We start from the raw sequence: 14,244 nt of genomic DNA on the forward strand, positions 1-14,244 counted from the left end.
AGCTGCGAAAAGAACAGGAGGAAGCAGGAAATGATCACAGAAGATATTCGCTACATCGGTGTAAACGACCATGACATTGACTTGTTTGAGGGGCAGTATCAGGTGCCAAATGGTATTTCATATAACTCATACGTGATTATGGATGAAAAGATCGCGATCATGGATACGGTAGACAAGCGCAAACAGACGGAATTTCTGGAAAATCTGGAAACCGCACTGGCTGGAAGAACCCCGGATTATCTGGTAATCAGCCACATGGAGCCGGATCATGCATCAAGTATCCAGGCAGTCGTAGAACGGTACCCGGAAATCACACTGGTAGGCAATGCGAAGACATTTCCGATGCTGAAACTGTACTTTGATCTTGATACCAGCCGTGCGCTGACGGTCAAGGAGGGCGATACCCTGAAACTGGGGCGCCATGAGCTGACGTTCGTCATGGCACCGATGGTACACTGGCCGGAGGTTATGGTAAGCTATGATTCCTGCGACAAGGTGCTGTTCAGCGCCGACGGTTTCGGCAAGTTCGGTGCGCTTGATGTGGATGAGGACTGGGACTGCGAGGCGAGACGCTATTATTTCAATATTGTAGGAAAATATGGAATGCAGGTGCAGACACTTCTTAAGAAAGTAGCCGGTCTTGAGATCCAGCTCATCTGCCCGCTGCATGGATCGGTTCTGAAAGAGACGATCGGTCATGTGCTTGAAAAATACCAGATTTGGAGCAGCTACGGCGTCGAGTCTGAGGGTGTATTTATCGCATATGCGTCCCTGCATGGCAATACCGAGGATGCGGCGAAGAAATGCAAGGAAATTCTTGAGAAAAAAGGATGCCCGAAGGTGGCAATCGCGGATCTGGCGCGCGGTGATATGGCGGAGGCGCTGGAAGATGCATTCCGGTATGGAAAAATTGTATTGGCAGCACCGTCCTATGACGCGGGTGTGATGCCGGTTATGGCAGATTTCCTGCACCACTTACAGAGCAAGAATTACCAGAAACGCACCGTTGCCCTGATTGAAAACGGTTCCTGGGCGCCGAGTGCAGCGCGCACGATGAAGGGAATGCTGGATGCGATGAAGGAGATCACGGTGGTTGAACCGGTCGTTACGGTTCGCGGGGCGCTCAAGGAGAGCGATATTCCGTCGCTGGAGCAGATGGCGGAAGCGCTGCTGGCATAAGAAGCGTCTGGTGACAGAATGAGCTTGTTTGCTTTTGACAGATGGCGAAGTAAATGAGCAGAGAAATTCAAAAAATTGCGAAATAGTGAGCGTATTTAATGAGACTTGAAAAAGGCTTTTTTAAATAAAAAATCCGGAGAGACAAAAGTGTGGTTTTTATATTTATATATGAAAAATCCACTTGATGATTTTGTATGGATGACAGAAAAGAATAGGAGAAACAGACATGGTAGATGAGGTAATGAAGTTCATTACAGAGGCAGACCCGGAAGTGGGAGAAGCCATTGAAGCAGAGGCGGCCCGTCAGAGAAGAAACCTGGAGCTGATCGCTTCGGAGAATATTGTATCGGAGCCGGTTATGATGGCGATGGGATCGGTATTAACCAACAAATATGCGGAGGGATATCCGGGAAAACGTTACTACGGCGGATGCCAGTGTGTCGATGTTGTAGAGTCCATCGCGATCGAGAGAGCGAAAAAGCTGTTTGGCTGTGATTATGCAAACGTACAGCCGCATTCCGGCGCGCAGGCAAACATGGCGGTATTTATCGCAATGCTGAAGCCGGGTGATACTGTTATGGGCATGAACCTGGATCACGGCGGACATCTGACACACGGAAGCCCTGTCAATTTCTCCGGTTTATATTTCAACATTGTGCCGTATGGTGTCGATGACAATGGCGTGATTGATTACGAAGAGGTAGAGCGCATTGCACTGGAAGCAAAACCGAAGCTGATCATTGCAGGTGCAAGTGCCTATGCAAGAGAGATTGATTTCAAACGTTTCCGTGAAATTGCAGACAAAGTAGGCGCATACCTGATGGTCGATATGGCTCATATCGCTGGTCTGGTAGCAGCCGGTCTTCACCAGAGCCCGATTCCGTATGCAGATGTTGTTACGACAACCACTCATAAGACACTGCGCGGACCGAGAGGCGGTCTGATTCTGGCAAATAAGGAAGCAGCTGAGAAGTTCAACTTCAACAAGGCGATTTTCCCGGGAACCCAAGGCGGTCCGTTAGAGCACATCATCGCTGGCAAGGCAGTCTGCTTCGGCGAGGCGCTGAAGCCAGAATTTAAAGAGTATCAGCTTCAGGTAAAGAAGAATGCAGCAGCGCTGGCAGCCGCACTTCAGAAGCAGGGATTCAAGATTCTGACCGGCGGAACCGATAACCACCTGATGTTAGTTGATCTGCGCGGCATGGATATTTCCGGTAAAGAGCTGCAGAACCGCTGCGATGAAGTATACATTACCCTGAACAAAAACACCGTTCCGAACGACCCGAGAAGCCCGTTCGTTACCTCCGGTGTCCGCATCGGTACTCCGGCTGTTACCACCCGTGGACTCAAAGAAGAAGACATGGAAGTCATCGCAGAGTGCATCTGGCTGGCAGCTACCGACTTCGAGAACAAGGCAGATTACATCCGTGCAGAAGTGACGAAGCTGTGTGAGAAGTATCCGTTATATAAATAAGTAGAGAAGAATACGGAGCGAAAAATTTGCCAGTCTATAGATTCAGAAAAATGCTGGAAAATTAATGCACAAATAACAATAAGAAAAAGGCTGTATTGCCTGCCGCATGGAAGCGCGCGGTGGGTGATACAGCCTTTTTTATTTCAACCATTTTTCCTAGAAATTAAGTTTTTGTCCAATTCCTTTGTCCAATGCTTTTTCATAGATAAGCTGTGCCGTCCGCACATCAAAAAGTCCCATGCCGACTGATTTAAAGCAGCGGGTCTCGTTCTGCTCATGCGGATGTCCCTGCTTGGTATCTTCGATCAGATCCTCGATAAAGTGGACGCGCTCCTGTGTCAGAACGCCCTTTTCCAGCGGAATTTTCAGATCGCCGCTCTCCTCGCAGGCATACGGAAGCTCGGTGTACGCGTTCTTGACGAGTTTCCACACCGCATCCGGCAGTTCGCGCCGTTCCGGACGCCAGGAGCCGATGGCAACAAAGCATTTACCGCGAAGCAGCTCTTCATCATCCGGGTAGACCGGATCGACCGCTTGGGTGGCGGAGATCAGGACGCGGCTGTGCTCAGCCAGTTCACGGGTATCCGCGCAGGTATGAATCTGGATGGCGTTTTTTCCAAACGATGCCAGACGCGCCAATAAGCGCTCGATAAAGCCGGAAAGATCCTTAGCGTATGCGTCATACAGATAAATATCTGTGATCGGGCGCACCTCGCAGGCATAGAGAAGTTGGTGTAGTCCCTGCATACCGCAGCCAACCAGACCAACTGAGGCAGCATCCTCTGGAGCCAGATAGCGCAGTGCGACACCGCCGACCGCACCGGTCCGCATTGCGGTCAGGGCACTTCCGTTCATAATCGCCTTCGGCAGACCGGTCTTTGCGTTATTTAAAATCATAAGTCCGTTCAGATACGGAATTCCCAGAGAGGGATTGTCCGGAAATTCAGATAACATCTTTGTACCGATGACGGAATCCAGAAAACACGGCATATAGAGCATCATATTTTTATCACGCTGTGCGATAAAACGATCCGGCATCTTGTAATTACCACTTTTGTGAATCGCATACGCATCTTCGATCGCGTCCATGACATCCTCTAAGGTGACGGACTGCCACATTTCTTGTTCGCTGAGAAATAACATATCAAAACCTCCTGAATATTTATGAATGAAATAAAACATATATACTAAAAATAGATTTATCACAAATCAAATATGGTTTGTATAGCTGGATTGTAGCAGTTTCACGTTTCATTGTCAAGATGAAAACAGAATAAAAATCAAGTTGCATATTTGAAATGGGGCGTGTATAGTAAAGAAAATTGTAGCGGTTCAGTAGGTTTACGCATTTACTGAGCTACAGGAAATGGATAAAATTAGCACAAGCGAGAAGGGAAGAATACCTGGAAAGGAAGGGGTAATGGGAGAAGTAATTAAAGTATTAGACTGGTTGTTAGAGAATTTGGTACAGATATGCACGGTCATGCTAGAATTGTTTGGAATCATTGTGCTGGTTTCGACAGCGGTATCCTGCTTTGTTCAGTGGATACGAAACAAGCGTCAGCTGATCCGCCTGAATCTGGCACAGGGAATTGCGCTGGCGTTGGAATTTAAGATGGGCGGCGAGGTACTCAGGACGGTTGTGGTACGAGAGTGGTCGGAACTTGGAATTTTGGGAGCCATCATTGTCCTTCGGGCAATGCTTACATTTTTGATTCATTGGGAGATCAAGAACGAAAAAAGAGAAACCCAGGAAGAGCAGGGAGGAAAGCCAGAGTAAAAAAGGAGCACGAAAAAGGGAGTCTGCAGGATGAGCGGACTCCCTTTTTTCGTGGTTAAACAAGATTAATGCGAAAATTATTTGTCGTAGAAATGAATGCGTTCCAGAATTTGCTTCTGGCTTTTGATTTCCATTTTGGAATAAATGGAAGCCAGATGCTTTTTGACAGTAGGGATGCTGACGAAGAGGGTGGAAGATATCTGATCGTTGGAATAGCCGCGCAGTAAAAGGCTTAAAACATTTACTTCTCGGTTCGTCAGGGAAAAATCCCGGCTGATCTGGGAAAGAGTACGATCCATCACATAGGATAAATCGAAGAACAGACATACAAAGCAGTCGTTGTCTGGTCCCTCCTTAAGATGGGAGCGGCTTACCTCCAGAAACAAAGGGCTGTTTTCCATCTTGTATTCGATATTTTGTCCGGTGATGCTTCCGGAACGGAGCAGCTGCCGGCAAAGAGAGCGAAAACAGTTGGAAATTGGATTGTTGGATAAATCTGCAAATCCATGATTCTCCATGTATGTATGGTAGGTTGTGTTGCACCCGATAAAATTCAGTTTATCGTCAAAACAGCCGATTCCGATGCAGTTGTAATTTTCCAGTACATGAAATGCCCGTCCGATGTTGAGCTCCCGCCCGTAATTTTTAAATACGTTGCAGAAATGCGGCTGGAATAACCGGACAAGGCTTAATTCATCTGGCAGGAAATTTTTTTTATCGTTGGATCGGTGGATGGAAAACACACCCCGCAGATCCCGGTTCCGAATCGAAAAATTCGTTTCAATGGAATCATGCAGCCCCATGGGAAGTAGAAATTCCTGAAAATAAAGAGAATTTTTTCGAACCTCCTGATTGAACAGTTGGTTGGTCAGGAAAGTTACATTGCTGTCGGAGTCCAGAATCGACAGAACATCGTCCATATGGCAGTATTCTTCCTGATACCGCCGTTTCTGTTCATCATTCCAGTTGATGGTGTAGATGGAATGGGTTTTGTAATTCTGTCCCTGCTTTTGGTAAAACAAAAAATTTGCTTTTTCAAAGAAAACAATATTGTTCAGGTTCAGGAAAAAACTCTCCATCCGTTTTTCAAGAAGAATTGAATCGTCGTAAAGTTCAGCAATGATCCGATTGACGTTTTCAATTCGTGATGTTGTAAAAAGATTTTCAGCACTCATGAAGATGCCTCCTTTCCCGTGAGTATTCAATTAGTGAAAACAAAATGGAATCAATACTAGACTATAGTCCAACTATTGTTTTAAACTATTTTTAATAGACTGATAATATATAAAGCATAATAAAATGTTGTTATGATTATTGCAAGTGGAAAAACTTTGAAAATAGAAAAAGTATCCAAAAGTATACTATGATAGAACCGAAAGTATCTACTGTTAACTGACGTCATGTATCATAATAACCAAAACACAAAAAACTTTGTATTAAAAATGATGTTTTTTGAAAGTTTTCATCATGATATGATTTTAACAACGAGATTTCAGAAAACTGAAAGAGAACGGACAAAATTTTTAATACGGAGGAGCCTATGAAAAAAAAGAATGAATTTTGTTTGCAGGAGATTAAGGGGAGAAAGGCAGTAACCTGTATCGAGACACATACAGAGGGAGAGCCAACCCGAACCATTTTATCGGGATTTCCGGAAATTCCGGGGAATACGATGGAAGAAAAGATGCTCTATATGATGCAGGAACAGGACTGGATGAGAAAAGCAATTTGTTTTGAACCGCGTGGAAATGACGTAATGTCCGGAACGATTGTTACCAAGCCATGCAATCCGGAGGCAGATTTTGGTGTTTTATATTACGAGGTTGGAAACTGGATGCCGATGTGCGGACATGATACGATCGGAGTTTCAACGGCACTGATTGAAAGCGGACTCTTAAAAGCGGAGGAACCGTATACATATGCGACCTTAGATACACCATCTGGATTGGTAAAAGTGAAAATTGAGGTGAAAGATGGCAAGGCGGTGCGGGTATCCTTTAAAAATGCCCCGGCATTTGTGATGAATCGGGATGTAAAGGTACAGGTTCCTGGATATGGTGAGATTCCGTTAGACATCGCATACGGTGGAAATGTATTTGCGTTAGTACCGGCATCGGCAATGGGCTTAAAGCTGGATAAAGAAAATGCAAAAGAGATTGTTGAAAAAGGAAATTATCTTAAAAAGTTTATCAATGAGCAGGTAACAGTCAAGCATCCGTATCTGGAAATCATGAACCAGGTAACGCATGTGGAATTTTTCGAACCGGGTACAGAAGGGGTTTCGGATGTAAAAAATGCAGTTGTCATTCCCCCGGCAGCGATTGACCGAAGCCCTTGCGGAACCGGTACATCAGCGAAGATGGCACTTCTTCATGCAGAAGGAAAGCTGGCAGTCGGACAGTCGTTTGTGCATGAGAGCCTGATTGGAAGTTTGTTCCACTGCCATATCGTTGAAGAGACAGAGGTGGCAGGAATTCCGGCAGTAGTACCGGAGATCAGCGGACGAGCGTTTGTGATGGGAGAGAGTACATGGTTATTCGATCCGGACGATCCATTCCCGGAAGGTTTCTTATTAGGCTAAATCGATAGAAATAAAATAAGAGTTTAAAGGTACAGGGAGGTACTTCTGAGGGAAAGAAGTACCTCGGGAGTTCACATAAAAACAGTATAAAGGAGGATACTTTATGAAAAAGAGATGGCTTTGCGGTACGATGGCATTGGTAATCGGAGCGATGGCAATGGCGGGGTGTTCAGGCGGAAATTCTTCTTCATCCGCATCTGCAGCCGGAACCGAAGCAGCAGATAGTGGTTCCAGCGTAGATACTTCCGGAGCAGAGATGACGATCCGTGTAGCACATGTATGTGGAACCGGTTCTCCGTATGATTACGGTGCGAATGCTTTTAAAAAGCTGGTCGAGGAGGGCAGCGACGGACGGATTAAAGTAGAGGTTTATGCAGGCGATATGACAACCGACGAGGTTGAGTGTGTTGAGATGGTTCAGAATAATAACCTGGAAATCGGCTGGGTAGGAACTGGTGCACTGGGCGGATTTGTACCAGATTTAGGCATTTTTGAGCTTCCATTCCTGTTTGAGGATGAGGATAATGTCAATAAAGCGCTGGAGGGAGAATTTGGCAATTCCCTTCTGGAGCAGTTAAGCGCGGTTGATGGAATTACAGGACTTGGTTTCCATGAGGATGGCTGGAGAAATATCCTGACTAAAGATAAGACAATTAATACCGTAGATGATATGAAGGGCGTTCGTATGAGAACCATGCAGAATGAAGTTTGCGTGGCAACCTACGAAGCACTTGGTGCTACACCGGTTGCATTGGCATCTGGCGAGCAGTTCACAGGACTTCAGAATGGCGTTGTAGATGGAACAGACAATAGTGCATTATATGCAGTAGCAGATGGTTATATTGAGGTTGTTAATAATATCTGCGATATTCATCATTACTATTCCAGCGGTATCATTGTTGCTTCTTCAAAATGGTATGAGGGTTTAAGCGAAGAAGACCAGAAACTCGTGAAAGAGTCAGCTATAAAAGCAGGCGAAGAGCAGAGAGCTTGGTTCCTGGAAAATGACGAGGCAAAGATTGCTGAGTATGAAGAAAAAGGTTATACCGTAACACGTCCGACTGATATTGATGCATGGAAAGAAAAAGTTGCTCCGGTATATGATAAAATGTACGCGGCACATCCGACCTGGGAAGGTCTGGTTGAGATGGTTCGCGCAGCGAAATAAAGTACAATAATTTTTGAACTATCATGTACTCCCGGAGCCTGTTTTCGGGAGTACATTTACAAAGAGGGGAGAAAAATGGCAGGATTGATTGAAAAACTTCACAAGATTGGCGACGTGATCAATACGGTTGCCAGAGTTGCATTAGGGGTTACGTCAATTGCTTTATGTATCGCGGTAATCGGCCAGTTTATTTTGCGATGGTTTGGAGCTACGATGCCATGGGCAACGGAGTTCTCCTGTTATATCTTCGTTTGGACCACGATGCTTGGCAGTGCCGTAGCAAGCCGTCATCTGCTTCATATCGGTGTTGACATGGTAATTAACTTGTGCCATGGAAAAACACGTCAGTTTATGCTGGTTCTGGCGGATGTGATTTTATTATTTGCACTTGTTTTATTTACAATTTCAGGTTGGAACTATACAGTTGCACAGATTCCGCATCTGGGAACGACGATCAAGGTTTCGCTGGCGCTCTTTTATGCAGCCCTTCCGGTCAGCGGTCTCATTATGATTTATTATACATTTGTGCAGCTTCTTGAAAATATATGTTACGGGGAAGCGAAAAAGATTCCTCTTCCGGGGGATGAAGAGTAGGAGGTCAATATGTTCAGCAGTATAATTTTATTTGGAAGCTTTTTCTTGTTTCTTGCATTAGGCGTTCCGATTGCTTTTGTATTGATCGTAGCGACGGTCTCCTATGCGCTTTTAAGTACCGGTGATGCTAACCTGGCGTTGGTTCCGCAGCGAATTATCTATGGTATTAATAGTTTTACCATGCTTTGTCTTCCATTCTTCGCTCTGGCAGGAAATATTATGAATCACGGCGGTATTACCATGCGTCTGGTTCGTTTCGCACAGGCATTCGTTGGACATATCAAGGGTGGTCTGGCGATGGTAGACATCCTGGTATGTATGATGTTTGGTACAGTTTCAGGCTCGGCGGTAGCTGGTACGGCGGCAGTTGGATGCCTGATGATTCCGGCAATGAAGGATGAAAAGTATGATCCGGCGTTTACAGCAGGTCTGACCGCGTGTGCATCCTGCTGCTGCCCGATTATCCCACCGAGTCTGGCATTCGTTATTTACGGTGCGGCAGCGAAGGTATCCGTTGGCGATATGTTTATCGCCGGAGTAGTACCGGGTATCCTGATGGGTATTATCATGATGCTGGTTGTTTATGTATTTGCAGTGAAACGTGATTTTTCAGCAGGTCCTAAGACAAGCTGGAAGGAAAAATGGGAAGCAACCAGACAGGCACTTCCATGTATCGGACTTCCGATCATCGTTGTTGGCGGTATCATGGGTGGTTTCTTTACTCCGACCGAGGCAGCGGCGGCAGCGGTTCTTTATTCCCTGATTCTGTCGGCATTTGTATACCGGACCGTTGGCTGGAAAGAGCTCTGGAAATCGATTATCGACAGCGCGATCGACAGTGGTACGGTTATGCTGATTGTCGGCGGCTGCTATCTGTTTGGATGGGTTATCTCCAATGAGAGATGGGCAGTTTCTGTAACGAATATGCTGGTTGGTCTTCATACTTCTTTAGCAGTAAAACTGTTACTGGTCAATCTGGTTCTTCTGGTTGTTGGTATGTTTATGGATAGTGCTCCGGCAATCATGCTGGTAGCGCCGATTCTGGCACCGGCGATGGCAAGCCTGGGCGTTGATCCGATTCAGACTGGTATGATTGTCTGCCTGAACCTGACCATCGGTCTGGCAACTCCGCCGGTAGGTGTCTGCTTATACACGGCAACCAATATTGCAAGATGCAAATTTGGAGATACGGTTCGAAATGCAGTACCATTCCTGGTAGCGATGCTGGCAGCATTAGCGATTATTACGAATGTTCCGGTAGTATCCAGAATTCCATTTATTTTAATGGGACGATAGAAACGAGAGGGGACGTTGAAGTTGGACGTTCCCTTTTCCTTTACAAAAACACGAATCAAAAATGATGAATAAAAAACATGGAATGATTGATACAAAAAGGAGGACAAACCATGGAAAAACTACCCTGCAGTATCTTCAATGATGTACTCGGTCCGGTGATGCGCGGACCTTCCAGTTCCCATGTGGCAGGGGCGGCGCGGATCGCCTCCATGATCCGGCAATCTCTGGATGCACCGGTGAAAAAAGCGATTGTTGATTTTGATGTCAATGGTGCGCTGGCGGCATCGCACACGGGACACGGAACGGATATGGGATTTGCCAGCGGGCTTTTGAATATGGAGCTGGATGCGCCGGATGTCGCACAGTATGAGGCGATTGCGAAAGAACGGGGATTGGAGATCGAATACCGGATCCTTGATTATGGGGCAGAGCATCCGGGCAATTACCGGGCAGAGGTCTGGGATCAGAATGGAAATGTCGTGCATTGGGAGGCGATCGCAGTCGGCGGCGGTATGGTCGAGATGCAGAAATATGAAGGATTTTCGGTGCAGATAGCCGGAGATTTCTATGAGCTTCTGGTAATTGCGGATGTGGCACCGGGAATTGAGGAAAAAATAGAAGCGCTTTTGCCGGATGTTGAATTTTTCCAGAGCGATCAGAAGAATGGTCAGATCCTATATAATTGGAAATTAGCTGTTCCGCTGACAAAAAATGTGATCCAAGCCATCCGTGATGTGGCGGGTGTCAGCCAGGCGTGCTATCTTGAACCGGTGCTTCCGACGCATTCCAGCAGTACCTGTCAGGTTCCATTTTCAACGGCAGCCGCCCTGGTTGATTATGCGAAAGAGCATCCGATGGAGTCCTGGGAGTATGCATTGGAATATGAAGCTTGTCGGGGCGGTCAGTCGAGAAAAGCCGTATACCGTCAGATGGAACAGATCTTGTCGGTCATGGAACAGGCGGTTGAGACGGGATTAGCCGGGACAAAATATCGAGATCGTATTCTGGGCGAGCAGGTCAGCAAGGTGGCAGCAGCCGAGCAGGCAGGACGCTTGATTCCAGATCCGATTGTCAATGAGATCATCCGCTGTATCACGGCGGTGATGGAAAGCAAGAGCTCCATGGGCGTGATCGTAGCAGCACCGACCTGTGGCTCCTGCGGATGCCTGCCGGGAACGGTCATCGGACTGGCGCGGGCGCTGTCACTTCCGAGAGAAAAGGTAGTACAGGGACTTCTGGTTGCGGGTCTGGTCGGTGTCTTTTTCGCAGAGGAAGCGACGTTTTCGGCGGAAGTAGCCGGATGTCAGGTAGAGTGCGGTGCCGGTTCTGGTATGGCAGCGGCGGCACTCACGGCGATGATGGGCGGAACTATCGAAAATTGTATGGATGCGGCGTCTGTAGGACTTCAGAATATCACAGGGCTTGCCTGTGATCCGGTCGGAAACCGTGTTGAATGGCCATGTCTCGGCAAAAATATCATGGGCGGAAGCAATGCGCTTGCCAGCGCCAATATGATACTGGCAGGTTATGACAAGGTGATCCCGCTGGATGAGACGATAGGCGCAATCTATGAGATCGGTCTGTCACTGCCGCTGGAATTGCGTTGTACCTTTGGCGGTCTGGGTAAGACAAAGACTGCCCGGGAGATTCTGAAGCGGTCCGACGCGCATTTTCCGGGGGAAGAGGCGCGGTAGAAGTTTGTAGATGTGCGTAAAAATGGCAGGCATTTATGGAAATGTGAAATAGGACAAAAATTGATTGAGTGACTCTGTGGAGATACCATTTTTATAATGGTACATCTACAGAGTCATTTTGGATAAATAGTTTAAAGCTATTGTTAAGAAAAGATGCTACTGTTCACAGGTAGGCACTTTTGGAAGCGAAAGTGCCGGAAAAGATAAGAGATAAGAAAAAAGACTCCGTAGAAACAACGATATTATTCGATTCTATGGAATCCTTTATGAATAGTAATAGTAGATTTTATAGCGCCGTCGCCTTCGGCAGACTAAAAATAAATTCCGTCCCCACGCCCTCGGTGCTGACAACGTCAATATTTTCCCCATGTGCCTGAATAATCTCTTTGACAATCGCAAGCCCCAGCCCGGTGCCCTTTTTATCTTTTCCGCGCGATAAGTCGGTCTTGTAGAAACGTTCAAAGATTTTCTTCTGGCTGTCCTTCGGGATGCCAATGCCGGTGTCTTTGACGGAAATGAAGATTTTTTCATACCGGATGGAGGTCTGGATGTAAATGATCGAATCCTCGTGGCTGAATTTGATCGCGTTGTCGATCAGGTTGTAGAGAACCTGCTGGATTTTTCCGAGATCGGCGTAGACCATCTGGATGCTATCCGCAAAGGTCAGGTCAAACGTGATGCCTTTCGCGCTGCACGTGCCCTCGAAGGTTGCGGCGGTATCCTTGATCGTCCGGTTGATATCGAAATTTGTCCGGGTTAAGTAGCCTTTGCTGTCCAGGGAGTTGAGTGTCAGCATGCCTTGGGTCAGCTTGTTGAGGCGTTCGGTTTCGGAAATGACGATGTGCAGGTATTTATGATAGAGTTCCTGCGGGATTGTGCCGTCGAGAATCGCCTCGAGATAGCCCTTGATGGAGGTCAGCGGCGAGCGGAAATCGTGCGATACGTTCGCGATGAAATTGTGCTGGTACTGTTCCATTTCATTTAACTCGCTGGACATATAGTTTAATGTGCTGGCGAGATAGCCGATCTCGTCGTGGGTGGTAATCGGGATATTGTGTGCCAGGTTTCCGGCTGCATATTCATTGGCTGCGACCGTAATCTTTTTGAGCGGGAAATAGACCACTTTTGTAAAAACTAGAAGCACCACCAGGGATAGGAAGAACAGGATGATCGATGTTATGTAAATAATATTCAGAAATCCGTTCTGTTCCGCCTCAATGTTCTGGATTGGCATATGAATCACGATGTAGCCGTAGGTCTTCATATTGCCTGTGATCGGGGCGGAAACGGAGAGTACCTTGCTGTCAAACAGATTGTAATACTGTCCGATGGAATAGAGCCGGTTGCCCTGTGCGGTCGGGTCGAAATCGTCGATTGCGATGCCGGTACGACTGTCGCTGCTGTCCGCAACGATGGTGCCCTCATGGTTCAGGATCCAGATATCCGACTGCAGATAGGCGGAAACCGCCTCAAGCTGTGGGTATGCCGAGTCGAGATTGATGGTTTTGCCCTCGTAGGCTTTGCTGCACCGATCGGCAATCATGGTCGCCTCGTCATACAGAACCTCCGATTCGCGTTCCACCAGATGGTGGTAGGTCATCTCAGATGAGATGGTCGCGATCGTGATGAATCCAAGCAGACCGAAGATGAGATAGCCGATCAGCAATTTATAATAAAGAGAATGTGTGTAGTGGTTTGATTTCATGGTAAACCTCCGGTTACCTCTTCGCGCAACAGTTCAGTTCCTTTACTAACAGTTACCGTTTTACCTCAAATTTATATCCAATCCCCCAGACGGTCGTCAGCGCCCACTTGTCGTTGCCCTTGATTTTTTCACGGAGGCGCTTGATATGGACATCTACCGTCCGCGTGTCGCCGATGTATTCATATCCCCAGATATGGTCGAGAAGCTGCTCCCTTGTGAATACCTGGTTTGGTGAGGACGCGAGGAAATAGAGCAGTTCCAGTTCCTTCGGCGGCAGCTCGATCGAGTGTCCGTTGTAAATGACGGAGTAGTTCGTCAGGTTGACGATGAGATCCGGATATTCGACAAAATTGCCATGCTGTTCGGTCACGGACGATGCAGGCATCTGCACCGGCAGCTGGTAGCGCCGCAGAACGGCTTTGACTCTGGCAACCAGCTCTTTCGAATCGAATGGTTTGATCATGTAGTCATCGGCGCCCAGCTCCAGCCCCAGCACCTTATCAAAGATTTCGCCCTTGGCGGAGAGCATGATGATTGGCACCTGGGAGGTGCTTCGCAGTTCCCGGCAGACCTGATAGCCGTCGATGCCCGGAAGCATCAGATCAAGGAGAATCAGGTTGGGCTGAAATTCGGGAAATACCCGGAGCGCTTCTTCCCCGTCTCCGACAATTTTCGTTTCAAAACATTCTTTCGTCAGGTAAAGTGAGATTAGTTCAGCAATGTTGTAGTCGTCATCTACGATGAGAATGCGCTGCTTTTCAGCCATGTTGATT

General features: G+C 47.1%; 12 protein-coding genes. 8 read left to right on the forward strand and 4 right to left on the reverse strand.

What is annotated here, in order from left to right; all coding sequences use genetic code 11:
- Positions 1-30: 30 nt before the first annotated feature.
- Positions 31-1,179, forward strand: coding sequence for an FprA family A-type flavoprotein (locus tag DXC57_RS13065; protein ID WP_118653028.1), 1,149 nt, complete (start codon positions 31-33; stop codon positions 1,177-1,179).
- Positions 1,180-1,405: 226 nt separating this feature from the next.
- Positions 1,406-2,653 (forward strand): serine hydroxymethyltransferase, encoded by a 1,248-nt coding sequence (gene glyA, locus DXC57_RS13070; protein WP_022358816.1) that lies wholly within the window; start codon positions 1,406-1,408, stop codon positions 2,651-2,653.
- A gap of 156 nt (positions 2,654-2,809) precedes the next feature.
- Here the strand turns inward: glyA and DXC57_RS13075 are convergent, their stop codons facing one another.
- Positions 2,810-3,796 carry an ornithine cyclodeaminase family protein gene (locus DXC57_RS13075; protein WP_182457311.1) on the reverse strand — a complete coding sequence of 329 codons (987 nt, stop codon included), beginning with the start codon at positions 3,794-3,796 and terminating at the stop codon, positions 2,810-2,812.
- A 277-nt stretch (positions 3,797-4,073) separates the two neighbouring features.
- Between DXC57_RS13075 and DXC57_RS13080 the strand changes: the two genes are divergently transcribed.
- Positions 4,074-4,433 carry a DUF1622 domain-containing protein gene (locus DXC57_RS13080; RefSeq protein ID WP_118653032.1) on the forward strand — a complete coding sequence of 120 codons (360 nt, stop codon included), beginning with the start codon at positions 4,074-4,076 and terminating at the stop codon, positions 4,431-4,433.
- A 77-nt stretch (positions 4,434-4,510) separates the two neighbouring features.
- On the opposite strand, the gene DXC57_RS13085 is transcribed toward DXC57_RS13080, so the two are convergent.
- Positions 4,511-5,608, reverse strand: coding sequence for a helix-turn-helix transcriptional regulator (locus tag DXC57_RS13085; protein ID WP_118653034.1), 1,098 nt, complete (start codon positions 5,606-5,608; stop codon positions 4,511-4,513).
- 365 nt (positions 5,609-5,973) lie between these two features.
- Between DXC57_RS13085 and DXC57_RS13090 the strand changes: the two genes are divergently transcribed.
- The 5 genes from DXC57_RS13090 (at position 5,974) to DXC57_RS13110 (ending at position 11,766) form a co-directional block, all read left to right on the forward strand.
- Positions 5,974-7,014, forward strand: a complete 1,041-nt coding sequence (locus tag DXC57_RS13090) for a proline racemase family protein (RefSeq protein ID WP_207665181.1) — start codon at positions 5,974-5,976, stop codon at positions 7,012-7,014.
- A 103-nt stretch (positions 7,015-7,117) separates the two neighbouring features.
- Positions 7,118-8,182 (forward strand): TRAP transporter substrate-binding protein, encoded by a 1,065-nt coding sequence (locus DXC57_RS13095; RefSeq protein ID WP_118653036.1) that lies wholly within the window; start codon positions 7,118-7,120, stop codon positions 8,180-8,182.
- 75 nt (positions 8,183-8,257) lie between these two features.
- Positions 8,258-8,776 (forward strand): TRAP transporter small permease, encoded by a 519-nt coding sequence (locus DXC57_RS13100; protein WP_118469284.1) that lies wholly within the window; start codon positions 8,258-8,260, stop codon positions 8,774-8,776.
- A gap of 9 nt (positions 8,777-8,785) precedes the next feature.
- Positions 8,786-10,072: a TRAP transporter large permease gene (locus DXC57_RS13105; RefSeq protein WP_022358809.1), complete on the forward strand. Its 1,287-nt coding sequence runs from the start codon at positions 8,786-8,788 to the stop codon at positions 10,070-10,072.
- 110 nt (positions 10,073-10,182) lie between these two features.
- The gene (locus tag DXC57_RS13110) at positions 10,183-11,766 is read left to right on the forward strand and encodes an L-serine ammonia-lyase, iron-sulfur-dependent, subunit alpha (RefSeq protein WP_118653038.1); all 1,584 of its coding nucleotides are present in this window, start codon (positions 10,183-10,185) and stop codon (positions 11,764-11,766) included.
- 286 nt (positions 11,767-12,052) lie between these two features.
- On the opposite strand, the gene DXC57_RS13115 is transcribed toward DXC57_RS13110, so the two are convergent.
- Positions 12,053-13,471, reverse strand: a complete 1,419-nt coding sequence (locus tag DXC57_RS13115; protein WP_107001859.1) for a HAMP domain-containing sensor histidine kinase — start codon at positions 13,469-13,471, stop codon at positions 12,053-12,055.
- Between the two features lie 52 nt (positions 13,472-13,523).
- Positions 13,524-14,237, reverse strand: a complete 714-nt coding sequence (locus DXC57_RS13120; RefSeq protein WP_107001860.1) for a response regulator transcription factor — start codon at positions 14,235-14,237, stop codon at positions 13,524-13,526.
- Positions 14,238-14,244: the final 7 nt, after the last annotated feature.

It is taken from the genome of Clostridium sp. TF06-15AC (assembly GCF_003481165.1).
In the GTDB taxonomy this organism is placed as follows: Bacteria; Bacillota; Clostridia; order Lachnospirales; family Lachnospiraceae; genus Otoolea; species Otoolea fessa.